Raw genomic sequence first — 24,630 nt, 5'->3', positions numbered from 1 at the left:
CTACTTGGCCTTCGGCGTCGTCAAGGCCACGCCGTAGGCTAGGAGAAAGCCAGCAAAGGCCAGAACCCATGCAACGCCGGCGACATTGACGATCGCGTCCTTAGGGAGAAAAACCGCAAGGATTCGTGACAAGGCAGCGATCAGGATCGCCGCGAAGACAACAATGGTTTGCAGTCCGGCCCGTAGTTGCCGGCCGGTATGGCCAAGCGTGGCGCGGGCCATCACTGCGACCGTCATTGACCCGACGGCGCCGACGCCGAACGCATGCAGCCCGGCAGCGACCGGTACGATTGCGGGCAAAAGGATCGACGCCGAAACCAACGCAAAACCGACGGGCACGAAAGCATATGCAAGGTGGAGGATGAGCACGAGCGGATCCCGCAATGTGCGTTCGCCAGCCCAGCGCGACAGACGCCACACCTGGCAGATTGCAGCGACGGCCATAAGCATTCCTGAGACGCGGTTGTGGGGGGCGAACGTCCACGCTCCCAGCGCGATAGCTGAGATGGCTATCGATGCGATGTCAAAACGGCCGAACGGTGCAGGCAGCTTGCCAGGATTTTCCCGGGCGAGCCAGTTGCGTGTGAAGCTCGGAATGATACGCCCACCGATCAGCGAGATGAGTACGATCCCCGCAGCCATACCGAGCCTGCGGCTGATGTCGGATGTGCCTTGAAGGTGCGCCTCGATATGGAACATGCCGTTGGCGCACGCCATCACGACAAGCGGCAGCAGCACCTTGAGGTTGCGCCAGTTGCGTCCGGCGATGATTTCGCGGGCGGCGGCGGCAGCCACCACAAACAGAAATGAGCCATCGATCACCGCGGCTGCTTGCCAGCCGATGTCGGTCGAGAAGTAGACAGCGGCGCGCCCGGCAAGCCACAGGACGACCAGCGCCAGCAGTGGCAAGCCTTGTACGGGCAGCCGGCCAGTCCAATTGGGGATGGCGGTCAGCAGGAACCCGGTAACGATCGCCGGCAGATAGCCGAACAGCATCTCGTGAATGTGCCAGTCGACGGCAACGAACGCACTGTGGGCATCGACTTCGCCGGCATATATCGGCAGCCAAAGCAGAATGGAGAGCGCGGCATACAGCGACCCGAGGAAGAAGAAGGGCCTGAATCCGTAGGAAAGAAATGCGGGTCCTGTGTAGGCCCGCAGGCGTGGAATCCCCATGATTTGCGTCTCCAAATGAACAGGGCCGGATGAACCGCCGCCCTCGGTCCGTCCGGCCCTCGCCTGCCCTCATGCGGCAGGCATGGCTGTATCGATTGCCGATCAGTTGACCGGAACCTGGGTGAACAGGTCGGCGAACACCGTCTTTGCCTTCCCGGGATGCTTGACCGCCTTGGCGGCATCGAGATTGACCGGCTTTCCGACAACGATCAGGGCGACCATGCCCATGCCGTAGTGAGGCGCGCATTTGACGCCGTAAACGCCCTCCTTTGTCAGCGTAACGGTGATTTCCTCGCTGGGCTTTCCCTTGAAGGGCTCGGCGCCGTCTGGAAGCATGCCTTTGATTGACTCGGCATCATGGCTCTTGTCGGTCGGCACGAACTTGACGGTGTCGCCAGGGGCTGCCTTGACGAAGGCCGGCTGGAAAACCATGGCGCCCTTTTCGCCCTTGTTGAGCATCTGCACCATATGCTCTTCGGCGCTTGCGCCGCCGGCGAGCGCCAGGATAGAGACTGCGGCGGCGAGGATGGAGAGTTTCATCGATTTGTCCTTTGTTTCGTCTTCGCGGCATTGCGCCGTTCCATGCCATTTAGCCTGACGCGGCTGGGAACAATTTGCGCTGGCGCAAACTCAGGATAAGAAAGGTCTTCCGCACGACTGATGCGGAACCGTAGGGCCGTGAGGAATCGCTTGGCTGCGCTGGACCGATCGCTGATTTCGCGACTGCCGCTCTTCCAGGGTCTGACGCCCGACGAGCAGAGCGAGATCCTGCGGGATGCGCGGTCGTCTCGCTATGCCAAGGAGACTGCGATCTTCGAGCAGGAAGCCGAGGCTCATTCCTTCTTCGTGCTGATCGCCGGGCATATCCGTGTCGTTCGCACCACACCGGACGGACAACAGGTCATCGCCAGATACATCAGCGAAGGCGAGATTTTTGGCGTCGCCGCGGCACTTGGCCGAACGACCTACCCAGCCAGCGCAATTGCGGCGGTGGACTGCGTGGTGCTCGCCTGGCCAAACGCTCTGTGGCCGGACCTGGCGGGATGCTTCCCAGTGTTTGGGGCGGCCACATACAGGACGGTTGGAACCAGGCTGCAGGAGACGCAGACGCGGGTCGTGGAGATGTCCACCGAGCAGGTGGAGCAGCGGGTTGCGCATGCGCTTCTGCGACTGGCAAACCAGACCGGCCGAAAGACCGACAGCGGCATCGAAATCGATTTCCCGATTTCCAGGCAGGACATTGCCGAGATGACGGGAACGACGCTGCACACCGTCAGCCGCTTGCTCAGCAAGTGGGAAGACAATGGGATAATCGTCAGCGGACGCCAGAAGGTCACCGTGAAGGATGCGCACCGCCTTGTAGTTCGGGCCGAGAACCGGGACAAGCGCTGATCTCATTCTCTGCGGCGGACAGTCGCTTCCAGGTCGGCGATGAAACGGCTTTCATCGACGTGGTGTTCAAGGCACGCTTCAGCCACGGTATGGAATGTGCCGATCGGGCAGCCGACGCACAGCATCTTGTATCTCAGCACCACAGCCACCGTTGCCGGCCATTTCCTCATGATTTCGTCAACGACCATGTCGGGGTCAATCGAACTGGGTTGCTTCACGATGAAGTCTCCGCGATTTGCGAAGCCTCTTCATAAATCGCGTTCGGACCGCTCTCGTTGCGCTTTCGCAATCTGAAAATGATTCAGATCAAGACACGGCGCGCGCGACCTCGATAAGCAATGGGATAAAGTATCTGAGGAGGTTGGCATGCAAGCCAAAACCATAATGACCACACCGGTCGTTGCAATTGATCCGTCTGCGTCGATCGCCGATGCAGCCGGATTGATGCTCTCCAGCAAGATCAGCGGGCTTCCCGTCATTCGCCGTGACGGCGCGCTGGTGGGCATTATCAGCGAGGGTGATCTCCTGCGCCGTGAAGAGCTGGGCACTCAGCGCAAGCGCCCACGCTGGCTGGAGTTTCTTGTCAGCCCGGGACGAGTTGCCGAAGAATATGTCCTCGCCAACGGACGACGGATCGAAGAGGTGATGACCGACAGCGTCGTCACGGCATCCCCCAATGCATCGCTTGCCGAGGTCGTCGAGTTGATGACGCATCACCGCATCAAACGCGTCCCGATCGTCGACGGCGATAAAGTTGTCGGAATGATTGCCCGTTCCGATCTTCTTCGTGCGTTACTTGACATGCAGCCAGCCTCAACCCCGATGGCCATTGACAACGAACAGATACGCCAGAGCATCGTCGCGGAGCTTGCAGCGCAGAAATGGGCTCGAAATGAGCTGATCAATGTCACTGTCGACAAAGGGATCGTAAAACTGAACGGCGCCATCTTCGACGAGCGCGAGCGCCGGGCAGCAATCGTCGCGGCCGAAAATGCAGCCGGCGTTAAAGGCGTTGAGGACAATCTGTTTTGCGCCGAGCCGTTGTCCGTCATCCTGGTCTCGTAGCCAAGGGCTAGCACCACCATTTCCCGGGGCGAAATGTGTGCTTGGCCGCCCGACGTTCTAACGCTGTCCGGCCACATGTTGTAGCCGTGCGATCAGGTCGCGGTTGCGGCAATAGTCTGGCGGAGCATCGGCTTGCTCGTTTTGGTCGAGCCAAGTCGAGCATTCGTCCTGATGGCCGCAGGATCGGCAGCGGTTGACCGCACGATCGGTGACGGCTGCATGGTCCGCCACCACTTTCAACTGCCTGTCGACACCCAGCTTGCGCATCATGCGACCCATCAACGCGACCCTGGCGTCGACTGAAATCAGGTAGTCGAGAAAGCTCATCTTGGTCACTCCTGCCTTATGAGACTCATAGCCATGCAGGCAGCCGACGACTTGATCTCGATCAACCGACGGAGCCGTCGCCGGGCCAAGGCGGCGAAAGGGGTAGAGTGAAGTTCCTGGACCCCACCGCGTACTCGGCTGCTGGGGCGTCCACCCATCAATACGACATGAAGCGGTTGATGCCGCTTTCCTCAATCAGCGAGCGGGTTATCCCGCCGAACGCCCATTCCCGCAGACGGCTGTGCCCATAGGCACCCGAGACGATCAGGTCCGCATGGATCGACCGCGCAAATGTCAGCAACCTGTCGCCGTCTGGGTCGCCGGCGATCAGCTCAGTTCCTGCCATGATGCCGTGATGTTCGAGAAAGACCGCGACGTCGGCAAGGCTGTCGCGGATACTCTTGTCGCGGTCGGTATCCATTGTGGCAATAACGACTTCGTTGGCCGTGGCCAGAAGGGGCAACGCATCTGCTATCGCCCGCCGCGCTTCCCTGGTGTCCTTCCAGGCAACAAGAACGGTTTTTGCCATGACAGGCTCGACATTGCTCGCGGCAACCAGGACTGGCCGCCCAATACCAAGTACCAGACTGCCGACGTCCACTGCACGGAAGACATTTCCCCCCTTCTCGCTGCCGGTGACAATAAGATCGGCGGATCGAGCCGAAATGCTCAGGAAACGGGTTGGGCTGCAAACAGCTTGGCCCCATTCGCTAAAGATCGATGCAGGAAGCAGCCTCTCGAACTCGGCGCGTAATTCGGCAAGCCGCTTTTCGATTTCGGTGTGCTGGATCTGCATGACCTCGCCTTCGTAGACCATACCGTCGCCGGTCGCGACCAAGGGCGGAACATCCGCAGCCGCCAGACCGATGAGACGGGCGCCAAACCGTTCCGCGAGCTCGATCCCCAGCTTTACAATAGGTGCGGGAGGCGCATCGATGGCGAGGTTGACGATGATCGACTTGTAAGACATTGCGGGCGCCTTTCGCTGAACGATGGAATGCGGGATGAATTGCATTCGACAGCGTCCAATGCCTTGATGCGCATCAAAGGCCGGCAACTGCATCTGCGTTCGAAAACCTCGGCTCGATCCGTTTTGCGTGTGCGGCGAGAAGTGATAGTTAGCCCCGGTAGCACCGTCGAACCCAGGAACTTCAGGTGATCAAAGACGAAGCACTCAGTTTGTCACCCGGCGGGACGACACTGAAATCATTGTTGTCTCAAATGTTCGATCAGGCACCAGGCTTTATAGCGCTGCTGCGCGAGCCAGGTCACATTTTCGAGCTGACCAATGCCGCCTACCAGCGATTGACTGGCCACAGGCAAGTGATTGGAAAGTCAGTGCGGGACGCCTTTCCCGAGCTCGAAGGGAATGGGTTTTTCGAACATCTGGACCATGTGTACATGACCGGCGAGCCCTACATTGGCCACGGGGTGAAGGTCGGCCTTCGCAACATAGCCGACGGCCCGGTCGAAGAGCGCATCCTTGATTTTGTTTATCAGCCAGTCAAGGCTGACGATGGCCGGATCACCGCGATCTTCATTGAAGGTACTGATGTCAGCGAACTCTCCTTTGCAAATGCAGCACTTCGGCTGCGTGAGGACCATTTGCGGTCGATCCTGGCAACAGTGCCGGACGCGATGGTCGTCATCGACGAGCAGGGTGGGATTCAATCCTTCAGCACCGCTGCCGAAACGCTGTTCGGCTACCAGTCAGGCGAAGTCATCGGTCAAAACGTGAAAATGCTGATGCCCTCGCCCTACCGCGACGAGCATGACGCCTATCTGCTTCGCTACCTGACGACGGGAGAGCGCCGGATCATCGGGCTCGGCCGCACCGTGACCGGGGCACGCAAGGATGGCACGACTTTCCCGATGGAGCTTTCCGTTGGCGAGATGCATCCGGGGACGGGACGTTTCTTTACCGGCTTCTGCCGCGACTTGACCGAACGCCACCGGGCAGAAGCAAGAATCCAGGAGCAGCAGCAGGAACTGCTGCACATGGCGCGGTTCACCGCACTCGGCGAGATGGCCTCAACGCTTGCTCATGAGATCAACCAGCCGCTCACCGCCATCACGAACTACCTCAAAGGCAGTCGTCGGCTGCTTGAGAAGAGCCGGGACGAGAATGCGCCCATGCTTCGGGATGCCGTGGAAAAGGCAGCTGAGCAGGCCTTGCGGGCGGGCGACGTCATCCGTCACCTGAGGGATTTTGTAGCTAGGGGCGAAAGCGAGCGCCAGGTCGAACGACTGCCAATGCTGATCGAGGAAGCCGCCTCCCTAGCCTTGGTTGGTGCAAGAGAGATAAATCTCCTCGTCAGCTACAAGCTTGATCCAGTCGCCGAACTGGTCTTAACCGACCGCATCCAGATTCAGCAGGTTTTGCTCAACCTGATGCGCAATGCGGTTGAGGCTATGCAGGACTCGCCGCGCCGCGAATTGAAAGTCACAACAATTGCCCGGGATGATGGGATGGCCGAGGTAAGCGTGATCGATACTGGCCCGGGTCTCGCGCCGGAAGTCTCGGCTCAACTCTTCCAGCCGTTTGTAACCACCAAGAAGCAAGGCATGGGTGTCGGTCTCTCCATTTGCCGCACCATCGTGGAATCGCACGGTGGTCACATATGGGCCGAGGCGATGCCGACTGGCGGGACCGCCTTCCGATTCACCTTGCGCATTGTGGAGAAGGAAGAGGTCACAAATGGCCGGCAGTGATCTGGTGCACGTGGTTGACGACGACATGGACGTGCGCAAGTCGCTCGGTTTTCTTCTGGCGACTGCAGATTTTGCAGTACGCCTGCACGAATCGGCCACGGCTTTTCTCTCGACGGCAAAGGGCGACCTCGACGGCTGCATCGTCACCGACGTGCGCATGCCGGGCATAGACGGCATCGAATTCCTGCGCCAACTGAGATCCGGCGGGCATACAATTCCAGTTATTGTCATGACGGGCCATGCCGATGTGGCGCTCGCCGTTCAGGCAATGAAGGAAGGCGCTTCCGATTTCATTGAAAAGCCGTTTGATGACGAGATGCTGATCGACGCGATCCGCTCCACGTTGGCCAACCGCAACCAGGCGAATGCAACGCATCCGCAATCCTCCGAAATCCACGGCCGCCTGGCCACACTTTCGGAGCGGGAGCGGCAGGTTCTGGACGGGCTCGTGTCGGGTCTGCCGAACAAGACGATCGCCTATGATCTGGGTATCAGTCCGCGCACTGTCGAGATTCATCGTGCCAATGTGATGAGCAAGATGGCCGCGGGCAGCCTGTCGCATCTCGTGCGCATGGCGTTGATCGTGGAATCCAAACACTAGCAAGCGTCCCCGAGAGACTTGCCGCCGTCTGTCGGCATTGCCTTCGGCTGCCAGTAGCGCCAATGGGTCGGGCGGATATCGACGCGCACGCCAGTCCCGGCGTGCTTCCAACCCTGCCGGCCTTTTATACAGGGAAATACGAGCGCATGTTCGCCCTCCTCGTCGAAGACGGCGAGTTCGAGTTCGCGACCAAACGGAGCGCTCATGATCGGCTTCCACATCTCCCCATGATCTGGGGAAGCGGCAAGCAGCGCCTTGATTTAAATCATTTACGAAATTGCCGCCTATGCCGCTGCGGACGAGCGGCAAGCTGCCTTGATTGCAATCAATGACAGCTCCGGCGGCTGGGCCAACAGTCTGTTGGACGACCAATAGACTCAGGAGATCACACATGCTGATCCGCACATTATCCGCCCTGGAATGCACGAAATTGCTGACCGCCAACCGTGTCGGTCATCTGGCATGCGCGAAGGGTGGGCAGCCCTACGTGGTGCCGGTGCACTATGCGCACGCCGACAATCATCTCTACGCGTTTTCCATGCCCGGCAAGAAGATCGACTGGATGCGTGCCAATCCCCTGGTGTCCGTCCAGGTGGGTGAACGCGGCCAGGGCCGAGGCTGGAGAAGCGTCGTCGTCGATGGCCGTTATGAGGAACTGCCGGACCGGATTGGCCACAAGCTCGAGCGTGACCATGCATGGGCGATGTTGAGCAAGCATGCCGCTTGGTGGGAGCCCGGCGCCCTCAAGCCACTCATGCCTGCGGTGTCGGACAGTGCACCCCACGTTTTCTTCCGTATCTTGATCCAGCAGGTGTCGGGCCGCGAAGCAAGTGAATAGCTTTCTTCACTGCGGCGACCAGCGCTGGACCGATTCAGGAGGAGCGGCTCTAGGTAGTTTCCCGTAGGGACATAACCGAATTTCGCGACCCGCGGATTCGCGCGATTGCTGTGTCACGGATAAACCGGGAAAACAGCCATGCACGCCTACACCTCCTCCAGAATTTCGCTGCCGTCACGGTCTGCCCAGCCCAACCTGCCGGAGGCTTTTGAGCCCGCACTGCTGCAACCACTCAGCTTCTATCCCGCAGGCGCGGAAATCTACGCCCAGGGCGAGAAGGCCGGAGGCTTCTACCAGGTGGAGTTCGGCGCCGTCCGCGTCTACCGCCTGCTTGCTGACGGCCGCCGGCAGATCAGTGCCTTTCATCTCGCCGGAGAGACATTCGGCTTCGAAGCCGACACGACGCACCATTTCTTTGCTGAAGCGGTCAATTCCACCGGTGTCCGCGTCTTCCGCCTCACAGCTGGAGCGGATATGTCCCATCAGTTGCTGCCTCTGGCGCTGAAGGGGTTGACCAGAGCGCAGGAACACCTGCTGGTCCTCGGTCGCCAGAGCGCCATCGAACGCGTCGCCGCGTTCCTGGTCGACCTGTCGGAGCGCCAGGGCGGATTGCGGCAGGTCGAACTTCCGATGTCGCGCATGGATATCGGCGATTATCTTGGCCTCACCATCGAGACGGTATCGCGGATCTTCACCCGGCTGAAGGACAAGGGCGTCATCCGCCTGCTCAGCCTGCGCAGCATCGAAATCATCAGGCATGATGCGCTTCATGCGATGAGCGAATGAGCTGCGCTCCGACTCCTGGATGGTACAAGCACTTCAGACCATTTGACAGCGGGGCAACAAGAGCAAGATAGCAGCGCGGAGGACATCTGTTATGCCGCTGGAAGATTGAGGAAACAGCGGCAAGTCTATCGGCGTTCAGGCTTCGGGAGGAAGGCATGGACCGGCACATGGCCACATTGCGTGCAGACCGTGTTCAAGCATCGATCACGTCGGATGCCGCTGAAAAATCGGCGCTGGTCGATTCGTGGCGGCGCTCGGCCTCGTTGCACAGGCTGGTTCCTGCAGGCCGGAAATCACCCCGGCGGCTAACCGACATCGAATTGAGCGTCGCCGGGCAGAAGGTCGAGCCGCTGCTCGCTGCCGCCCAGTCCAGTCTTGACAGGCTCTATCTGCCGTCGGCGGTGTCGGCTGCTGCGTGTTGCTGGCTAATCGCGATTGTGTCGGGGTCGATCGCCGTACTTTCCAGATCAACGGGGAAGACGCGGTTTTCCGGATTAGACCTGATGTGAGATGTCAGCCTGCCAACTGGCGGCAGATCGAGCGCCGTAGGCGCACCGATCCGTCCTGACTGCTTGCCAAAACTCGCTCCATAATTTATATGACCACTTTAGTCACGGGAGCAATCATGATGAAAGAGATTCAGCTCAAAGACGTCAAGGCTACGTTCTCACATGTGGTCGACGAAGCGGTTGCGGGCACACCGACGGTCGTCACCCGTCACGGCAAAAGAGAGGCTGTCGTAATCAGCTATTCGGAGTACGAACGCCTTTCCCGTGTGCCGTCGCTGGGTTGGCTGCTCACAAACTCGCCCCTGGAGGAAGCTGACCTGCCAGCGCGAAGCCGAAAGCCCGCACGGGCTCTGCGCGATCCGGCGTTCTGACATTGTACCTTTTGGACACGAATGTCGTCAGCTTGCTTGCCCCTTCAAAACGCAGGACGCCCTCCGATGAGAAACTAGCGGCCTGGATAGTCGAGCGATCGTCCGACCTTTGGCTCTCCGTAATCACCTTGGCCGAGATCGAGGACGGCATCGCGAACGCCAAGCGAACCGGTGCCACCAAGAAGGCGGGCGCGCTCGCTGAATGGTGGGGAGAAATCCGTCACTACTACAGTAGCCGCATCCTCCCTCTTGACCTCGAAACGGCAACAATAACTGGGCAACTCATGACAGTCGCTCGGGCCGCTGGCATCTCACCTGGTTTCGAGGACATCGCTATTGCTGCAACAGGCATGCAACACGATCTGATCGTGCTCACGGACAACGAGAAGGATTTCAGGCCGCTCGGCATTCGGCATCAGAATCCGTTCATCGGGCTTCCAGAATAGGCGGACGGCGACCGATGGGCGCCTCCAGCATGACCATGCGATGACGTAGGCGGGGTTATGCGACGCTGGGCGAGTCTGATGGCGGTGCACCGGACTTCCTGGATCGACCAGCGGCCAGCGTATATTTGTGCCCCTTCAAGGTTCATAGGCCTTGTTGCCTATGGGCTGTCCAGGTTGTTTGCTTCAAAGGCCCAACGCTGACAGGGCCTTGGACGTGAGGTGAGAGCTTCATCGTCAGCGAATACCTTTCTCATCGACGTCCAACGAGACGGTAACAATCAGTCATCCACCCACCTTGACGCGGGCGTGCCGCCCAGCGGATGTCGGGCTGATGTGCGCCGACGGAACACGTGTCCTCGACCGTCACTTCTGGCGAGCGGCATCGCCATCTTTAGTGATGGAACGGAAAAGAAACCATTCAGCGTCAGACTACCGCTTTTCGACGCACCTTTTTCGAACACGTCGGAACGAGCGCTTGTCGCGCAGCCCACGATGCCCCCATTGGTGAATCGGATCCATGAAGAGTCTGACAATACGCCACCGCATCCTCGTCAGTTTCGCTGCCGTTCTGGTGGTCATGTCCGTGATCGCCGTCATCGCGTACGCCTGGTTTCTTCAGGCGGGGCAGGAGGCGACTGAGGTCGAGAAGGGCATCCTTCCAGACCTCTATCACAGCACCGCGATCATGGTGGGCCAGATGACGGCCCATAGTCTGCTTCAGGAATATGCCCTTCAGGACAACCCATCGGATAGAAGCACGCTTGAAAGCGCGATCACGACCAATCGCGACCAAGTGCAGCGGTCGATGGGCGACTATGAAGCAACAATCGTCTCCGACATCGACAAGCAGAATTATGCAGTCGTCAAAGAACTCGCCAACCAATTTCGTCTGGCTGAAACTGCTGTGCTGGACACAAGCCGGGCTGCCTTGTCGAAAGGTGAAACTCCCAATGAAAGCCTGGCCATCAAGAACACCGTAGAGCCGATCTTTGTAAAGTTGCAGTCCGCTCTGCAGGCCATGGTTGAGGATCACAGAGGCGAGGCAAACAGCGCGACGCAGCGGATCAGCTCGATCGTTAGAACGGCCGAAGTCGGTTTGAGCGTTGGCTTGTTGATAGCCCTCGGACTAGCCCTTCTTTTGGGTTACCAGCTGTTTCGCGCCATTACAGGTCCGCTCACTCGTTTGGTCAACGCGGTTCAATTGATGCGGCAAGGCGACTTCAGCGAACGCCTCGATCTGAGGCGCCGAGACGAATTCAGCGTTCTTGCCGACGGCTTCAACGCAATGGCGGACGATCTCACAACCCTCATTGGTCAGGTTCAAAGGTCCAGCATACAGGTCGGCACATCGATAACTGAGATCGCCGCCACCTCCAAGCAACAGCAGGCAACTGCGACTGAAATCGCAGCGACCACAACAGAAATCCGCGCGACAGCCAAGGAGATCTCCGCCACGTCAAACGAGCTCGTCCGCACGATGAACGAGGTCTCGACAGTTGCCGAGCAAACTGCTGCCGTCGCCGGCGGAGGGCAAGCGGGGCTAACCCGTATGGAAGAAACCATGCAGCAGGTCATGGAAGCGGCCGGCGCGATCAATTCCAAACTCGCGATCCTGAGCGAGAAAGCCGGCAGCATCAATCAGGTGGTGACGACCATCACCAAAGTGGCCGATCAGACGAACCTTTTGTCGCTCAACGCTTCCATAGAGGCTGAGAAGGCCGGCCAATATGGCCGGGGCTTTGCAGTGGTGGCGACGGAAATCCGAAGGCTCGCGGACCAGACGGCTGTCTCCACATACGATATCGAGCAGATGGTCAAGGACATCCAGTCGGCAGTCGCGGCCGGGGTGATGGGCATGGACAAGTTTTCCGAACAGGTCCGCCGGGGTATGCAGGAAATCCAGCAGGTCGGCGGGCAACTCTTCGAGATCATTCAGCAGGTTCAGGGGCTGGTGCCACGTTTCGAAGTCGCCAATGAAGGCATGCAAGCGCAGGCGACCGGCGCGGGGCAGATCAGCGACACGCTAACGCAGCTGAGTGAGGCAGCTCAGCAAACAGTCGAATCCCTTCAGCAATCGACGCTCGCGATCGACGAGCTCAATCAAGTCTCAGGCGGCATGCGAAGTAGCATTTCGAGGTTCAAGCTGAGAGCGTAGCGAGCCGGCAGTAGGGGGTGACAATGCTATTTCTCGCCTTCAGCATGGGTCCGGATCGCTACTTGATCGATGTCCACCAAATTGAAGAGGTGCTGCCTCGTCTCGATGTGAAGGTCCTGCCGGGTGCGCCAACCGGTGTGATGGGTCTGGTCAGCTACAACGGAATACCCATCCCGCTGATCGATGTTACTCTTCTTGCGCTTGGCCGGCCGTCGGAGCGCCTATTGAGCACCCGGATCGTTGTGACGCGCTATCACGCGCAGGATGGCGAGCAGCGCCTGCTGGGACTGATCGCGGAACGGGTGACGGATACGCTTGAGCGAGACCCTGCCGACTTCGCGCCGTTCGGACTTGAACCAGGAACCCCGCCCTATCTTGGGCCGGTGGCTTCCGATGGTTCGGAGATCATTCAGTGGGTCAAAGTGGCATCGCTGCTTTCGGAAGAGATACGTACCGCATTGCTCCGCCAGGCCGCGACCGGTGATCAATGACCGGCGCAATTGAAAAGCTCCTGACGGAAACCATCGGACTGGACAGTGCCAGCGTTGGTCCGACAGTGGTCCGTCAGGCGGTCAGAGATCGGATGGCAGCATGCCGGATAACCAACCCTCAGACCTATAAGGAACACTTGACCGGTTCCTCGCAGGAGTTGCAGGAGTTGATCAATGCGGTGGTGATCCCGGAGACCTGGTTCTTTCGCGACCGAGAAGCGTTCACCATGCTGGCGCGGCATGCGCGCGTGCACAAGCGTGCTCAGCCGATTAAAGTCCTGAGCCTGCCATGTTCAACCGGCGAAGAGGCCTATTCGGTCGCCATGGCCATGTTCGATGCCAGCTTTGAGGCGCACGAGTTCAAGATCGATGGTGTGGACGTCAGCAGCCGCAATATCGCGACGGCTGAACGCGCGATCTATGGGCGCAATTCGTTTCGCGGCAGCCATCTCGAATTCAAGGATCGCTATTTCGAAGCGGCCGAGAGCGGGTTGCGTCCTACAGCTGCGGTGCTGAAACAGGTTCGGTTCAGGGTAGGAAACCTGTTCGGCTCTCGCGCGTCTTTCGGGCAAGAAGTCTATGACATCGTGCTTTTCCGCAATCTGCTGATCTATTTCAATCGAGAGCTGCAGGATCGCGCGTTGATCTGCCTGAAGGACCTACTGGCCAAAGACGGACTCCTCCTGGTCGGTCCGGCGGAAGCAGCTCTTCCAAGGTTGCATGGCTTTATTTCCGCTGAATGGCCATTGGCCTTTGCCTTCCTGAAATCGGAGCCCGTCAAGACCACGGCGCCGACAGTTTCGGCCGCCATCCCGGTGCCGACGCCAACCCCGAAGGTCAACAAGAGCAAGCCTCTTCTTCGGCCCCGACCGACAATTGGCAATGAAGCCCGTGGCCAGGCGCCGGCCAAGCCGCTTGCACAGGCCTCGGAAAGCCTCATCGCGGTTGAACGGATCGCCAATGCAGGACGGGTAAAGGAGGCACAGGAGGTCGCCCTGGCGCATCTCAAGGAATTCGGTCCTTCCGCGCAAATCTTCTACTTGCTGGGCCTCGTCCAGGATGCGGATGGCGCAGCACCCCAAGCCGCGCAAAGCTATCGCAAGGCGCTCTATCTCGCGCCAAATCATCGAGAAGCTCTCATCCATCTGGCTTTGCTGCTTCGCAAGCAAGGCGACCATAACGGCGCCGAGGCCCTGGCTGGCCGGCTAGGCCGGGTCCAGAAAAGGAGCGGCAGCTGATGGCGGCTTCGACAGGGATCGCTCAGCCGTTGGAGCAGATTGAAATCGACGACTGCTGGCGGCAAATAGGCGTACGGGGTGACAAGTCATGTCCGCTGCTGGAGCAGCATCTCCACTGCCGGAATTGCCCGACCTATAAGAAGATTGCACGACACCTCCTCGACCGTGCGGCTCCCTCGGTATATCGCGACGAATGGCCTGGTAACGCTGGTCGAGCGGGGATCGATCCGGCCAACGGCGAGGCGCTGCAGACGGCTGTTCTCTTCCGTTTGGGGGAAGAATGGCTGGCACTTCCGGTCGGTATTTTTCATGAAGTGGCTGAATCTCGCCGCGTTCATTCACTTCCACATCGCAGAAACCGTGCACTGCTCGGTATTGCGAATGTCCGTGGTGAATTGCTCGTTTGCCTGTCCCTGGCTGAATTGCTCGGGATAGACGAGCGCAAGGAGGGGGAGCAAAGCACGCGAACCAAGGTATTTCGCCGCCTGGTTGTTGTGGGCGAGCGCGACAAGCGGGTTGCCTTTACGGTTGATGAGATCCACGGCTTACATCGCTATCGGGCGCGCGACACTCTCGCTGTGCCAGCCACGATCGACAAGGCGCTGTCTGCGGCTACTAATGCCGTTCTGCCCTGGCAGGGACGGGCCGTTGGTTGTCTCGACCCAGAACAACTGCTCACGATGCTGGATCGGAGCATGGCATGACAGATGAGGACTTCAGCCAGGTTTCGATGCTCAGCCTCTTCCAGGCCGAACTGGAGACGCAGTCACAGGCACTAACGTCTGGGCTTCTGGCACTGGAACGCAATCCTGTCGCCGCCGATGCCCTGGAAGCATGCATGCGTGCCGCACATTCCCTGAAGGGAGCTGCCCGCATCATCGACCTGATGCCCGCGGTCAAAGTTGCAAATGCGATGGAAGATTGCCTGGTCGCCGCGCAACGTGGGCATCTGAGAGTGGGACGGGAGCATATAGATGCGCTCCTGCAAGGCTGTGACCTTTTGAAATTGATCGCATCGGGATCATCGAGCGAGCGCGCCAACTCAGAAATCGAAAGCTTTCTCGCGAAGTTTGAGGAATTGTCGCCCCCCGAGGCGAAGCCCGGGGCCCAAAATTTTGCAGCTGATTTCGCCACTCCTGATCATGCCCAGGATCAGCTGGCGACGACCTCTTCAGCGAATCTCCTCGTTGGGACGCCACCGCAAACCCACGGCAGCATTGGCTCAGATAGAATGGTTCGGGTGACGGCAGACAGCCTGAACCGATTGCTCGGGTTGGCTGGCGAGTCGCTGATGGAAGCTCGGCGGCTCAGGCCATTCGCTGACGGGCTACTGCGACTGAAGCGACTTCAATCGGACCTCGCAAGTGCGTTCGACAACCTTCACGCAGTGCTGCCGCCGGGTTCAAATGATGCGGCCGTAGTGGCGGCGCTGGCTGAAGCCCAGCGAAAGCTTCGGTTGAGCCAAGCGTTCCTGGCGGAGCGTCTCGATGAATTGGATTCAGTGGATCGCAAAGCGACCGATCTTGCCAACAGATTGTACGACGAAACGTTGGCGAGCCGGATGCGGCCTTTCGAGGACGGCGTGAGACACTACGCAAGAACGGTCCGCGATCTCGGCCGTACCCTTGGCAAGCGGGCGCGACTGGAGATCGTAGGCGGCTCGACCGGCATCGACCGCGATATCCTCGAACAGCTCGATGCCCCTTTGGGGCATCTTTTGCGCAACGCTGTAGACCATGGGCTTGAACCGCCTGAGGAGCGCCTCGCGATGGGGAAACCCGAAGAGGGGCTGATCAGGCTCGAAGCGAGGCACAATGCCGGGCTGCTGCAGATAGCCGTGGTGGACGACGGCAGGGGGATCGAGATCTCGAAGCTGCGCGAGGCTGTCATCGCCCGACAGCTTGCGACCAGGGAAAGTGCTGACACACTCAGCGAAACCGAATTGCTCGCATTCCTGTTTCTGCCAGGCTTTTCGATGAAAGCGGGCCTTACCGACGTGTCCGGCCGTGGTGTGGGCCTCGATGCGGTGCAGGCGATGACGAAGGAGGTCCGCGGAATCACGAGCGTTTCCTCGGAATTTGGTCGTGGAACCCGGTTTCAACTGCAGCTGCCGCTGACGTTGTCAGTCCTGCGCACACTACTCGTCGAAGTCGATGGAGAGCCCTATGCGTTTCCACTCGCCGCCATCTCCAAGACAATGAGATTGCAGCGGATGCAGATCAACCTGCTGCAGGGCCGACCGCATTTTCGCTTGAACGATCGACAGATCGGGCTGGTGACCGCGCGCGAAGTGCTGGATCGAGGAGAGTCCGGATCGGAACCGGACGAACTCTCGGTCGTCGTCGTGGATGCAGGTCGGGGCGATGCATACGGCCTGATCGTTGACCGTTTTCTCGGGGAACGCGAGCTGGTGATCAGACCTCTCGATCCACGGTTTGCCAAGATCAAGGACATCAGCGCAGCGGCCCTGATGGAAGACGGTTCGCCAGTTCTGATCTTCGACGTCGATGATCTGATCCGATCGGTGGAAAAACTTGCATCGTCTAGCGGATTTAGGGCTGTTCGGCGCGCTGCGGGCGGTCCCGAACCGAGCAGACGCAAGCGCGTGCTCGTGATTGACGATTCACTCACGGTCCGCGAACTCCAGCGCAAGATGTTGGGCAATCACGGTTATGATGTCGAAGTGGCGGTCGACGGTATGGACGGATGGAATGCCGTCCGGTCTGGTCCTTTCGATCTTGTCGTCACTGACATAGATATGCCGCGCATGGATGGCATCGAGTTGGTGAGCTTGATCAGAAAGGACGCCCATCTCAAGAACACACCCATAATGATCGTTTCATACAAGGATCGGGAAGAAGATCGCTCGCGCGGGCTTGACGCCGGTGCGGACTATTATCTGACCAAGAGTACCTTTCAGGACGAGGCGCTGATCCATGCGGTCGTGGACATGATTGGCGAGGCGACTGAATGAGATCGAAATTGGAAGCCAACGAATGAGAATCGGCGTAGTCAACGACATGCCGATGGCGGTTGAGCTTCTGCGCCGGCTGGTCTTGTCGACCGGCGAACATCAGGTCGCATGGGTCGCGACCAATGGGCGTGAGGCGGTCGAGGTCTGCAGACGTGATCTGCCGGATCTGATACTCATGGATCTAGCGATGCCAGAGATGGACGGCGTGGAAGCGACGCGCAGAATCATGGCGGAAACCCCGTGCTCAATCTTGCTGGTGACCGCCAGTATCGAAGCCAACCTCGCCGGTGTCTACGAAGCAATGGGTCATGGCGCGCTTGACGCGGTCGATATTCCGTCAGTAGGCATCGAAGGTAACGCGTCCTCGCAATCCGCACGGCTTCTAACGAACAAGATTGCGACGATCGGCAAGCTGATCGGTGATGCGCCGGCCAAGACAAAAAGGCGGATGTCACGTGACGCTGAGCCGACACCTCGACGCTTAATTGCAATCGGCGCCTCCGCGGGCGGGCCGGCCGCCGTTGCCGCAGTCCTGAGTGCGTTTCCCGTTGATTTTGACGGCGCGATCGTGCTCGTCCAGCATCTCGATGCTCAGTTCGTGCCGGGGCTTACTGATTGGCTGGGACAGCATACGCCTCTCCCGATCCGTCCGGCGCGGGAAAAGGATAGTCCTCAAGCGGGCACTGTTCTCGTAGCCAGTTCTGCGGATCATCTGGTTTTCAAATCGGCTCAGCAACTTGGCTATACGCCCAGCCCCAAGGACAATGTTTATCGGCCGTCCGTGGATGTGTTCTTCGAAAGTGCGGCGCAATGGTGGCCTGGCTCGGTGATTGGTGTCCTGCTCACAGGCATGGGCAGAGATGGTGCGCGCGGGCTAAGACAGCTCCGCGACAAGGGGCATCTCACAATCGCGCAGGATAGAGCAACGAGTGCCGTCTATGGCATGCCGAAGGCCGCTGCCGACATCGGCGCGGCTGTTGATATTCTTCCTTTGAGTGCGATCGGCTCACGTATAATCGAAGCCTGCGAACGCTCCACGTGAAAGGGCTCGTCAGATGACGCAAGAACCAGAGCTGGTCCCGCCACTCGCAGATAACTATTCATCCATGGTTCTGCTCATCGATGATCAGATCATGGTTTGCGAGGCGGTCAGGCGTGCTTTAGCCAACGAGCCCGATATTTCCTTACACTTCTGCACCGACCCGTTGAGAGCAATGACAGTCGCGGATGAGGTAAAGCCAACCGTTATCCTGCAGGATCTCGTCATGCCCGGCGTCGATGGGCTGCATCTGGTGCGAGAATACAGGAAGCATGCGTCGACGCGCGCGGTCCCAGTCATTGTGCTGTCGAGCAAGGAAGATCCAGCCACCAAGGGCGAAGCCTTCGCTGCGGGAGCGAACGACTATCTCGTCAAACTGCCGGATCGTATCGAGCTGATTGCACGTATTCGATATCACACGCGGGCTTATCTGGATCACGTCCAGCGAGACGCGGCATACCGAGCGCTGAGGGAAAGCCAGCGACAGCTGATCGGTGCAAATCTCGAGCTTGAACGTCTGACGCGGATCGATGGCCTGACGGGCCTCGGCAACAGGCGCTATTTTGATGAATATCTGGCGGCCGAATGGAAGCGCGCTTTTCGCGCACAGTCCCCATTGTCGCTGTTGATGATTGATGCCGACAACTTCAAACGATACAACGATACCTATGGCCATATGGCCGGCGATGAGGTGCTCAAGCAAATCGCCCGCGTAATCCAGAGCGGTTCCGGCCGCTCCACCGACCTAGCTGCGCGGTACGGAGGCGAAGAGTTCGTGGTCGTGCTGGTCGACACTTTACTGGAACAATCCAGTGCGATCGCAGAGCGGCTCGTCCAGGGCGTGCGGGAGTTGAACATACCCCACGGCCCGGATCGTGTGACCATCAGCGTCGGGGTTGCAACAGCGGTGCCCACCGCGGACGAGACGCCAAATGATTTCGTCAATGCTGCCGATTTGGCCCTATTTCGTGCCAAATCGGAAGGACGAAATCGTGTCGCGGTTCATATGTCCCGCAGCTAGACAAGCTGAACGTACTTCTCAGGCTAAGATGGAACTTTCTGAGCGTACGTTGAACGCGCCTGGGCTCGCCCGGGCCTTCAAGAAGCTCTATGCCGACCAGCTCGCTTACTTTGCGGCTGGAGCTCGAACCCATCGTTAATGACCGCTGGGCGTCCGGTTCTGGGTGGGAACGTGCCGGTTCGCCTGATCGCTCGAATTTCTGCTTTTGGGATTCCGCTGGGGCCAGCTCAACGGCTGACTTGAGGCGCAAAGCGGAATATCAGCATCGCGCCGCGATGGTTGAGATTCAATCGCGGGTCAATGCTCGCCGGAGAGCACCGAAGCGAATGCGATATTGCGCCGGCGTCACCCCGACCTTGCGGCGGAAGAGACGCCCGAAAAAACTCGCATCCTCATAGCCGACTTCACTCGCCACCGCTTCGACCGGGAGATCGCCGGTCTCCAGCATCTGCTTGGCTTGCTCGAGCCTGAGCGCGTGGATGTAGTCGATTGCCTTCATTTCCGTGGCCTTGGCGAAGCGGCGCACGAAGGAGCGCTCGGACAGGCCTGACAACTTGGTCATGGCGGCGACGGGCGAGGGCGTCCGGTAGTTGCCTTCGGCCCATTTCTGGCAGCGGTTGATCACCGCGTCGTCGGTCTGGCGAAAGCGCATCAGCGCGGCGAAGGGCTGTTGGCCCATGTCGTGCCACTGCAGCATGTAGACCTTGGCGACCTGCATCGCCTCCTTGAGGCTGACGAAGCGCGCGATCAGATAGAGGGCGAGATCCTCCCAGCTCGAGCCGCCCCCGGCCATGACGATGCGGTGGGCCTCGCCGGTCAGCACGAGAGACTGGCCCGGCTTCACCTTAACGCCGGGATAGTTGTTCGTGAGCGTCTCGACATAGCCCCAGTGAATGGTGGCATCGCGATTGTCGAGTAGCCCGGCCTCGCCGAGCAGCACCGCGCCCGAACAAGCGCTGGCCAGCATGGCGCCGTCGTCATGCGCTCGCTTCAGCCATGCGGCTTCGGCGTCATACTGCCCGGCGACGCTTTCTCCCGGATTGACGAAGAAATCTGGAATACAGACGATGTCGGGTGGCGGGCAATCGGCAAGGCTGTGATCTGGGCGCATCCAGATGCCGTTTGCAGCGCGAAACGGGCTGCCGTCCCCAGCAACCACATAGGGCCGCATGCGCGGCGTGCCCGCCGCACCGCTGGTTATGAACAGGAAATCCCTGCCGGGCGAGGAAAACAGGTCGAACATGCCGTAGATCGTGGAGGCGGTAGCCTCCGGAACGGCAAGGATCGCCACATTCAATGGGCCGATCTGTTCAACCATGGCAGAAATGACCGCCTTTCAGCATTTTCGACTTTAGCGGCCCTGCCCGCGCCGCGCTAGCGTGTGTGAAACGAGGAGACCGCCACATGGCCGCCACCGCTACCCTTGCAGCATCGAGCATCGAAAGCTTCCGTTCCATCATGCGCGGCGAGGTGCTGGAGCCGTCGAGCCCATCCTATGACACGACGCGGATCGTCTGGAACGGCATGATCGACCGACGTCCCGCTCTCATCGCGCGCTGCCGGAGTTTTGCCGATGTCGAGGCGTCGGTGAATTTCGCGCGCGAAGAGCGGCTGGCGATCGCGATCCGCTCCGGAGGCCACAATGTTGCAGGCTACGCCGTCTGCGACGGCGGCCTGATGATCGACATGTCGCTGATGAATGGCGTGCGGGTCGCGCCCGGCCTCGATCGTGTCTTCGTCGAGGGCGGCGCTATTTGGGCCGATGTCGATGCGGCCACCACCCCGCTTGGTCGCGCCACGCCGGGCGGCCTGATTTCGGCGACGGGCGTTGCCGGCCTGACTCTTTCCGGCGGCATCGGCTGGCTGCGCGGCAGCCACGGCCTCAGCGTCGACAATCTGCTGGCGGCCGATCTGGTGACCGCCGATGGCCGCCTCATCCATGCCGACGCGACCCAGAACCCGGATCTCTTCTGGGCGCTGCGCGGCGGCGGCGGCAATTTCGGCGTGGTGACGAGCTTCGAGTTCAAGCTGCATCCGATCGAGCCGGAGCTGATGTTATGCGGTCCGGCCTATCCCGAAGAGCGCGCCAACGAGATCATTCCACTCTGGCGCGACTTCATGCAGACCGCACCCGATCGCCTGAGCGGCCTAGCGGAATTCTCCACGCTGCCGAACGATCCCTCGATTCCCGAGCGTGCAAGGGGCCGGCGCGTCCTGGCGCTTGCGCATGTCTATGACGGACTGGCCGACGAGGGCGAGCGGGTCGTGGCGCCCTTACGCAGTTTTGGAGCACCGATTGTCGATTTCAGCGGCCGCATGCCGTATCGCACCATCCAGTCGCTCTATGACGGCCTGTTCCCGAAAGGCCGCGACCGTTGCTACTGGAAATCCACCTACCTCTCGCGCCTCGACGACGAGGTTATCGGGGAGATCACCGCGCGGATGGCGAAGCGGCCCTCCGAAATGACCTTCGCCTCGATCTGGAAGTTCGGCGGTTTCGTCCAGCGCGTTGCAGCCGATGAGACTGCCTTCGGTGACCGGTCCATGCCCTTCATGCTCAGCCTCGACGCCATCTGGCCAGGCGCTGATGAGGACGACGCGAACATCAGCTGGGTTCGCAGCTTCTGGCAGGACGTGCAGCGCTACTCGACCGGCCGCCTCTATCTGAACTTCCCCGGCCATGGCGAAGGAGCGGACCTCGTACGCGACGCCTTGGGAGCCGAAGCCTATGGGAGGCTCGCCAAGATCAAGCACAGATACGATCCGGACAATCTGTTCCGCCTCAACCAGAACATCCTGCCAATGCACTAACGCACAATTCAAGTCGGCGTACGGTAGCGACTCTCGCCTGGGCATTTGCCAAGTCACGAACGGCTTACGATCATTCGCCGAAATCCGAGCTCCCCGCACGCGCTGGATGATGATCAGTCTTCGCAGCGCGAAACCGTGCTAGTATTGGACTGCGGCTTCGTGCTTGAGGGGAACCGGCTTGAATAGCTCGCCGCCTGCAACGTTCGTACTCAACGGCGTGACCGCCGACGTGAGTAGGGAGACCTTGCGCGACCAATTCAACAGGACAATCGCAGTTCGCCACCAGACCTTCGCGGTACTTCGCCACCTTCTGGAGAACGCTGATCGCGTCATCACCAAGGACGAGTTGATGAAGGCGGTCTGGACGGGCTAGCCGTCACCGATGACAGCCTGGTCCAATGCATTCACGAGATCCGTGCGGCGCTCACGACAGTCGCCAGGCCGTCGTGCAGACAGTGCCGACGCGCGGTTACAGGTTGGTCCTTCCCTCAAATGCCGGACCAAGAATGATTACAATTCTGGCGGCAGAATTGGCCGCCGAGGTCCGGCCGGCAGGCCAGGATGAGCGGAGCATTGCTGCACCTACCCCGGCCTACAGGCAGGTCCTTGATCGGCTACTGATAGAACATGCCGGTCGTGTCTTTGCGGCGTCGATGAGACAGTACTTGCGGAGTTTGCTGGCCCTGTGCAGACAATCGTTCACAGCTATGGATGCAAATCACGCCTTCCAGAACGGCTTTTGAAGTTCCGCCTCGACGGCAGCCAGGGTGAGACCGACGTCGTCGATCCGCTGAGGCCCATCTTCCGCCAGTCGCTTCAGTTCCTCGCGATAGTACTTGCGCTCGCGCCAGACCGCGACCAGGCCGCGCAGGGCGAAGAGTCTCGCCCAGACCGATACCGGTTCAGTCGTCCACGTCGGCTGTTCGCTCCAGAGAGACTGGTAGAGTCTTGAGGTAAGAGAAAGCTGCGTGCTCATTTGGCTCGTCCTTTCTTGGTGCTGCTAAAATCGATAACGCTACTTTGGCGGATGAGCGGACCTGCGTACTAAAGCGCGGCCGAAACTGTTCCGAAAAATTCCGAAACGTTTAATATGGCGGGATGCAACGGGTTCACCTCACCTTTGGTCCGTTCGTGCTCGACCCTGAGAAGGGGACGCTCCTGCGACATGAAATACCGATCTCCATCGGGCATCGCGGCATCACGCTGCTCGCCACGCTTGCGGCCCGGCCCGGCGACATCCTGACCAAGGCCGAGCTGATGGAAGCTGCCTGGCCGGGCCTGGCGGTCGAGGAAAGCAATCTCACCGTCCAGATTGCGACGCTGAGGAAGGCGCTCGGCCCCACCGACCAAGGTGGCGACTGGATCGCCACCGTGCCTCGCGTCGGCTACCGCTTCACCGCGCCTGTCGAGCGCGTGGAAGGTTCAGTGCAGCGACCAATCGCGCCGTCCGGCAAACCCACCATTGCCGTGCTGCCCTTCGCCAATTTGAGCGGCGATCAGGACCAGCATTATCTGAGCGACGGCATCACCGAAGATATCATCACTGAACTGGCGCGTTACCGGTCGCTCGTGGTGATCGCGCGTAATTCATCTTTTCAGTTTCGTGGGCCAGCGCCGGAGGGCGCGGAAGTCCACCGGCAACTCGGCGCGCGCTACCTCGTCGAGGGCAGCGTGCGACGGCTCGGGAGCCGTATCCGGATCACGGCGCAGCTGATCGACGGCGCCAGCGGCTTCCATTTGTGGGCTCAACGCTACGACAGGGCGCTTGAGGACATCTTTTCGGTTCAGGAGGAGGTGGCGGCCCTCGTGGCTTCAACCGTCCAAGGCGCCGCCGAGGCAGATGCGACTAGCCGCTCGCGGCGAACGCCGCCGGCCGATTGGGCCGCCTACGACTACTACTTGCAGGGTCGCGCGCACTACCATCAGTATGAAATGGACAAGGGCGAATCCATGTTTACCCGGAGCGCCGAACTCGATCCGACTTTTGCTCAAGGGCATGCCTATCTAGCGCAGTGCCTGGTTGCGCGATTCTGGTACGACCGCGATCCTCGTACGCTGCAAAGTGCCTTGCGGTCTGCGCGCACAGCGCTCCTGCTCGACCGGAATGACGGCATCTGCAACCAGAGCATGGGTCTCGTGCTTGTACATATGCGCCAGCATGGGGATGCCGGACTGCATTTCCAGCAGGCCCGTACGCTCAATCCGCACGACGTCAACATTGCCGGAGACTATGCAAGCTGGCTCAACTACGGCGGCCAGCCTCAGCAGTCCTTGGCGGTCCTCGAAAGGGCCATACTGCTCGACCCGTTGCCCCCGGTCTGGTTCTGGGAGGTGAAGGGAAGCGCGCTCTTCCTGCTCGGCCGATATGCCGACGCCATCGACGCTTATCGGAAGGCCGGCGACCAGTTCTTCATCCATGCCTTTCTCGCGGCGGCCTACGCCCATCTAGGCGAGATGGAAAACGCGCATGTCGCAGTCGAAGCCACACTGAGGCTGCAACCGGACCTCTCGCTTGGCTACCTTGCCCACCTTCCCTTCGCAGACCCATCTTCCTCCGAACACTTCCTCTCCGGCTTCAGAAAGGCCGGCTTTTTATAGGATCCAGCCGGTCCGACAACTCATCGCCGCAGTTGCGTGCATGTGAGCAGTAAGAAGGACGACGGCAATGATATTCGACA

General features: G+C 59.9%; 27 protein-coding genes. 19 read left to right on the top strand and 8 right to left on the bottom strand.

Features of this window, described 5'->3' with window-relative positions; translation table 11 throughout:
- Both MESCI_RS32190 and MESCI_RS32185 read right to left on the bottom strand, forming a co-directional pair.
- Nucleotides 1-1,176 (bottom strand): NnrS family protein, encoded by a 1,176-nt coding sequence (locus MESCI_RS32190; RefSeq protein WP_013525384.1) that lies wholly within the window; start codon nucleotides 1,174-1,176, stop codon nucleotides 1-3.
- A 102-nt stretch (nucleotides 1,177-1,278) separates the two neighbouring features.
- Nucleotides 1,279-1,716: a pseudoazurin gene (locus MESCI_RS32185; protein WP_013525383.1), complete on the bottom strand. Its 438-nt coding sequence runs from the start codon at nucleotides 1,714-1,716 to the stop codon at nucleotides 1,279-1,281.
- 150 nt (nucleotides 1,717-1,866) lie between these two features.
- Between MESCI_RS32185 and MESCI_RS32180 the strand changes: the two genes are divergently transcribed.
- Complete coding sequence (locus MESCI_RS32180; protein ID WP_013525382.1) at nucleotides 1,867-2,568, top strand: Crp/Fnr family transcriptional regulator; 702 nt, start codon at nucleotides 1,867-1,869, stop codon at nucleotides 2,566-2,568.
- Between the two features lie 2 nt (nucleotides 2,569-2,570).
- Here the strand turns inward: MESCI_RS32180 and MESCI_RS32175 are convergent, their stop codons facing one another.
- Nucleotides 2,571-2,786, bottom strand: a complete 216-nt coding sequence (locus MESCI_RS32175) for a DUF1858 domain-containing protein (protein ID WP_013525381.1) — start codon at nucleotides 2,784-2,786, stop codon at nucleotides 2,571-2,573.
- 148 nt (nucleotides 2,787-2,934) lie between these two features.
- Here MESCI_RS32175 and MESCI_RS32170 point away from each other — a divergent pair, with 148 nt between their 5' ends.
- Entirely contained in the window at nucleotides 2,935-3,633 is a 699-nt protein-coding gene (locus MESCI_RS32170; protein WP_013525380.1) for a CBS domain-containing protein, read from the top strand.
- A 57-nt stretch (nucleotides 3,634-3,690) separates the two neighbouring features.
- On the opposite strand, the gene MESCI_RS32165 is transcribed toward MESCI_RS32170, so the two are convergent.
- Both MESCI_RS32165 and MESCI_RS32160 read right to left on the bottom strand, forming a co-directional pair.
- Nucleotides 3,691-3,960 carry a DUF6455 family protein gene (locus MESCI_RS32165; protein ID WP_013525379.1) on the bottom strand — a complete coding sequence of 90 codons (270 nt, stop codon included), beginning with the start codon at nucleotides 3,958-3,960 and terminating at the stop codon, nucleotides 3,691-3,693.
- 157 nt (nucleotides 3,961-4,117) lie between these two features.
- Nucleotides 4,118-4,930, bottom strand: a complete 813-nt coding sequence (locus tag MESCI_RS32160) for a universal stress protein (RefSeq protein WP_024505310.1) — start codon at nucleotides 4,928-4,930, stop codon at nucleotides 4,118-4,120.
- A gap of 185 nt (nucleotides 4,931-5,115) precedes the next feature.
- Between MESCI_RS32160 and MESCI_RS32155 the strand changes: the two genes are divergently transcribed.
- Together MESCI_RS32155 and fixJ are read left to right on the top strand one after the other, a co-directional pair.
- Nucleotides 5,116-6,672 carry a PAS domain S-box protein gene (locus MESCI_RS32155; protein ID WP_013525377.1) on the top strand — a complete coding sequence of 519 codons (1,557 nt, stop codon included), beginning with the start codon at nucleotides 5,116-5,118 and terminating at the stop codon, nucleotides 6,670-6,672.
- Nucleotides 6,659-7,273 (top strand): response regulator FixJ, encoded by a 615-nt coding sequence (gene fixJ / locus MESCI_RS32150; RefSeq protein WP_013525376.1) that lies wholly within the window; start codon nucleotides 6,659-6,661, stop codon nucleotides 7,271-7,273. Before MESCI_RS32155 ends, fixJ begins: the two co-directional genes overlap by 14 nt.
- On the opposite strand, the gene MESCI_RS32145 is transcribed toward fixJ, so the two are convergent.
- Nucleotides 7,270-7,479, bottom strand: a complete 210-nt coding sequence (locus tag MESCI_RS32145; protein ID WP_013525375.1) for a hypothetical protein — start codon at nucleotides 7,477-7,479, stop codon at nucleotides 7,270-7,272. The genes fixJ and MESCI_RS32145 overlap by 4 nt on opposite strands.
- 185 nt (nucleotides 7,480-7,664) lie before the next feature.
- Here MESCI_RS32145 and MESCI_RS32140 point away from each other — a divergent pair, with 185 nt between their 5' ends.
- From MESCI_RS32140 to MESCI_RS32085, 12 genes are all read left to right on the top strand, one after another.
- Nucleotides 7,665-8,111, top strand: a complete 447-nt coding sequence (locus MESCI_RS32140) for a pyridoxamine 5'-phosphate oxidase family protein (RefSeq protein WP_013525374.1) — start codon at nucleotides 7,665-7,667, stop codon at nucleotides 8,109-8,111.
- A 138-nt stretch (nucleotides 8,112-8,249) separates the two neighbouring features.
- A complete protein-coding gene (locus tag MESCI_RS32135) occupies nucleotides 8,250-8,897 on the top strand; it encodes a helix-turn-helix domain-containing protein (protein WP_013525373.1) in 648 nt (215 codons plus the stop codon).
- A 155-nt stretch (nucleotides 8,898-9,052) separates the two neighbouring features.
- Nucleotides 9,053-9,406, top strand: coding sequence for a hypothetical protein (locus MESCI_RS32130; protein WP_013525372.1), 354 nt, complete (start codon nucleotides 9,053-9,055; stop codon nucleotides 9,404-9,406).
- A gap of 119 nt (nucleotides 9,407-9,525) precedes the next feature.
- Nucleotides 9,526-9,777 carry a type II toxin-antitoxin system Phd/YefM family antitoxin gene (locus MESCI_RS32125; protein WP_024505312.1) on the top strand — a complete coding sequence of 84 codons (252 nt, stop codon included), beginning with the start codon at nucleotides 9,526-9,528 and terminating at the stop codon, nucleotides 9,775-9,777.
- Between the two features lie 2 nt (nucleotides 9,778-9,779).
- Complete coding sequence (locus MESCI_RS32120; protein WP_013525370.1) at nucleotides 9,780-10,223, top strand: type II toxin-antitoxin system VapC family toxin; 444 nt, start codon at nucleotides 9,780-9,782, stop codon at nucleotides 10,221-10,223.
- A 517-nt stretch (nucleotides 10,224-10,740) separates the two neighbouring features.
- Nucleotides 10,741-12,378: a methyl-accepting chemotaxis protein gene (locus MESCI_RS32115; RefSeq protein WP_013525369.1), complete on the top strand. Its 1,638-nt coding sequence runs from the start codon at nucleotides 10,741-10,743 to the stop codon at nucleotides 12,376-12,378.
- Between the two features lie 23 nt (nucleotides 12,379-12,401).
- A complete protein-coding gene (locus MESCI_RS32110) occupies nucleotides 12,402-12,869 on the top strand; it encodes a chemotaxis protein CheW (protein WP_013525368.1) in 468 nt (155 codons plus the stop codon).
- Nucleotides 12,866-14,107 carry a CheR family methyltransferase gene (locus tag MESCI_RS32105; RefSeq protein WP_013525367.1) on the top strand — a complete coding sequence of 414 codons (1,242 nt, stop codon included), beginning with the start codon at nucleotides 12,866-12,868 and terminating at the stop codon, nucleotides 14,105-14,107. Before MESCI_RS32110 ends, MESCI_RS32105 begins: the two co-directional genes overlap by 4 nt.
- Nucleotides 14,107-14,811: a chemotaxis protein CheW gene (locus MESCI_RS32100; RefSeq protein WP_013525366.1), complete on the top strand. Its 705-nt coding sequence runs from the start codon at nucleotides 14,107-14,109 to the stop codon at nucleotides 14,809-14,811. Before MESCI_RS32105 ends, MESCI_RS32100 begins: the two co-directional genes overlap by 1 nt.
- The gene (locus MESCI_RS32095) at nucleotides 14,808-17,081 is read left to right on the top strand and encodes a hybrid sensor histidine kinase/response regulator (RefSeq protein ID WP_013525365.1); all 2,274 of its coding nucleotides are present in this window, start codon (nucleotides 14,808-14,810) and stop codon (nucleotides 17,079-17,081) included. Before MESCI_RS32100 ends, MESCI_RS32095 begins: the two co-directional genes overlap by 4 nt.
- 22 nt (nucleotides 17,082-17,103) lie before the next feature.
- A complete protein-coding gene (cheB, locus tag MESCI_RS32090; protein WP_013525364.1) occupies nucleotides 17,104-18,123 on the top strand; it encodes a chemotaxis response regulator protein-glutamate methylesterase in 1,020 nt (339 codons plus the stop codon).
- Between the two features lie 13 nt (nucleotides 18,124-18,136).
- On the top strand, nucleotides 18,137-19,141 hold the full coding sequence (locus tag MESCI_RS32085) for a response regulator (protein WP_013525363.1): 1,005 nt from the start codon (nucleotides 18,137-18,139) through the stop codon (nucleotides 19,139-19,141).
- Between the two features lie 286 nt (nucleotides 19,142-19,427).
- Here MESCI_RS32085 and MESCI_RS32080 read toward each other — a convergent pair whose 3' ends face one another.
- The gene (locus MESCI_RS32080) at nucleotides 19,428-20,459 is read right to left on the bottom strand and encodes a GlxA family transcriptional regulator (protein ID WP_013525362.1); all 1,032 of its coding nucleotides are present in this window, start codon (nucleotides 20,457-20,459) and stop codon (nucleotides 19,428-19,430) included.
- 86 nt (nucleotides 20,460-20,545) lie between these two features.
- Between MESCI_RS32080 and MESCI_RS32075 the strand changes: the two genes are divergently transcribed.
- Together MESCI_RS32075 and MESCI_RS33000 are read left to right on the top strand one after the other, a co-directional pair.
- Nucleotides 20,546-21,952, top strand: a complete 1,407-nt coding sequence (locus MESCI_RS32075; RefSeq protein ID WP_013525361.1) for an FAD-binding oxidoreductase — start codon at nucleotides 20,546-20,548, stop codon at nucleotides 21,950-21,952.
- A gap of 178 nt (nucleotides 21,953-22,130) precedes the next feature.
- Nucleotides 22,131-22,325: a winged helix-turn-helix domain-containing protein gene (locus MESCI_RS33000; protein ID WP_027163536.1), complete on the top strand. Its 195-nt coding sequence runs from the start codon at nucleotides 22,131-22,133 to the stop codon at nucleotides 22,323-22,325.
- A 345-nt stretch (nucleotides 22,326-22,670) separates the two neighbouring features.
- Here the strand turns inward: MESCI_RS33000 and MESCI_RS32995 are convergent, their stop codons facing one another.
- Nucleotides 22,671-22,928: a DUF1127 domain-containing protein gene (locus tag MESCI_RS32995; protein ID WP_013525360.1), complete on the bottom strand. Its 258-nt coding sequence runs from the start codon at nucleotides 22,926-22,928 to the stop codon at nucleotides 22,671-22,673.
- 122 nt (nucleotides 22,929-23,050) lie between these two features.
- On the opposite strand from MESCI_RS32995, the gene MESCI_RS32060 reads away from it, so the two are divergent.
- Nucleotides 23,051-24,550 (top strand): winged helix-turn-helix domain-containing tetratricopeptide repeat protein, encoded by a 1,500-nt coding sequence (locus tag MESCI_RS32060; RefSeq protein ID WP_013525359.1) that lies wholly within the window; start codon nucleotides 23,051-23,053, stop codon nucleotides 24,548-24,550.
- Nucleotides 24,551-24,630 lie beyond the last annotated feature (80 nt).

Source organism: Mesorhizobium ciceri biovar biserrulae WSM1271 (assembly GCF_000185905.1).
GTDB lineage: Bacteria > Pseudomonadota > Alphaproteobacteria > Rhizobiales > Rhizobiaceae > Mesorhizobium > Mesorhizobium ciceri.
This window is presented reverse-complemented; position numbering and strand designations above follow the sequence as displayed.

Bases quoted from the DNA above. Each gene is read 5' to 3' on its own strand.
- MESCI_RS32190 (WP_013525384.1), bottom strand. From the start codon at position 1,176: ATGGGGATTCCACGCCTGCGGGCCTACACAGGACCCGCATTTCTTTCC.
- MESCI_RS32185 (WP_013525383.1), bottom strand. From the start codon at position 1,716: ATGAAACTCTCCATCCTCGCCGCCGCAGTCTCTATCCTGGCGCTCGCC.
- MESCI_RS32170 (WP_013525380.1), top strand. From the start codon at position 2,935: ATGCAAGCCAAAACCATAATGACCACACCGGTCGTTGCAATTGATCCG.
- MESCI_RS32165 (WP_013525379.1), bottom strand. From the start codon at position 3,960: ATGAGCTTTCTCGACTACCTGATTTCAGTCGACGCCAGGGTCGCGTTG.
- MESCI_RS32160 (WP_024505310.1), bottom strand. From the start codon at position 4,930: ATGTCTTACAAGTCGATCATCGTCAACCTCGCCATCGATGCGCCTCCC.
- fixJ (WP_013525376.1), top strand. From the start codon at position 6,659: ATGGCCGGCAGTGATCTGGTGCACGTGGTTGACGACGACATGGACGTG.
- MESCI_RS32145 (WP_013525375.1), bottom strand. From the start codon at position 7,479: ATGAGCGCTCCGTTTGGTCGCGAACTCGAACTCGCCGTCTTCGACGAG.
- MESCI_RS32140 (WP_013525374.1), top strand. From the start codon at position 7,665: ATGCTGATCCGCACATTATCCGCCCTGGAATGCACGAAATTGCTGACC.
- MESCI_RS32135 (WP_013525373.1), top strand. From the start codon at position 8,250: ATGCACGCCTACACCTCCTCCAGAATTTCGCTGCCGTCACGGTCTGCC.
- MESCI_RS32130 (WP_013525372.1), top strand. From the start codon at position 9,053: ATGGACCGGCACATGGCCACATTGCGTGCAGACCGTGTTCAAGCATCG.
- MESCI_RS32125 (WP_024505312.1), top strand. From the start codon at position 9,526: ATGAAAGAGATTCAGCTCAAAGACGTCAAGGCTACGTTCTCACATGTG.
- MESCI_RS32115 (WP_013525369.1), top strand. From the start codon at position 10,741: ATGAAGAGTCTGACAATACGCCACCGCATCCTCGTCAGTTTCGCTGCC.
- MESCI_RS32110 (WP_013525368.1), top strand. From the start codon at position 12,402: ATGCTATTTCTCGCCTTCAGCATGGGTCCGGATCGCTACTTGATCGAT.
- MESCI_RS32105 (WP_013525367.1), top strand. From the start codon at position 12,866: ATGACCGGCGCAATTGAAAAGCTCCTGACGGAAACCATCGGACTGGAC.
- MESCI_RS32100 (WP_013525366.1), top strand. From the start codon at position 14,107: ATGGCGGCTTCGACAGGGATCGCTCAGCCGTTGGAGCAGATTGAAATC.
- MESCI_RS32095 (WP_013525365.1), top strand. From the start codon at position 14,808: ATGACAGATGAGGACTTCAGCCAGGTTTCGATGCTCAGCCTCTTCCAG.
- cheB (WP_013525364.1), top strand. From the start codon at position 17,104: ATGAGAATCGGCGTAGTCAACGACATGCCGATGGCGGTTGAGCTTCTG.
- MESCI_RS32085 (WP_013525363.1), top strand. From the start codon at position 18,137: ATGACGCAAGAACCAGAGCTGGTCCCGCCACTCGCAGATAACTATTCA.
- MESCI_RS32080 (WP_013525362.1), bottom strand. From the start codon at position 20,459: ATGGTTGAACAGATCGGCCCATTGAATGTGGCGATCCTTGCCGTTCCG.
- MESCI_RS32075 (WP_013525361.1), top strand. From the start codon at position 20,546: ATGGCCGCCACCGCTACCCTTGCAGCATCGAGCATCGAAAGCTTCCGT.
- MESCI_RS32995 (WP_013525360.1), bottom strand. From the start codon at position 22,928: ATGAGCACGCAGCTTTCTCTTACCTCAAGACTCTACCAGTCTCTCTGG.
- MESCI_RS32060 (WP_013525359.1), top strand. From the start codon at position 23,051: ATGCAACGGGTTCACCTCACCTTTGGTCCGTTCGTGCTCGACCCTGAG.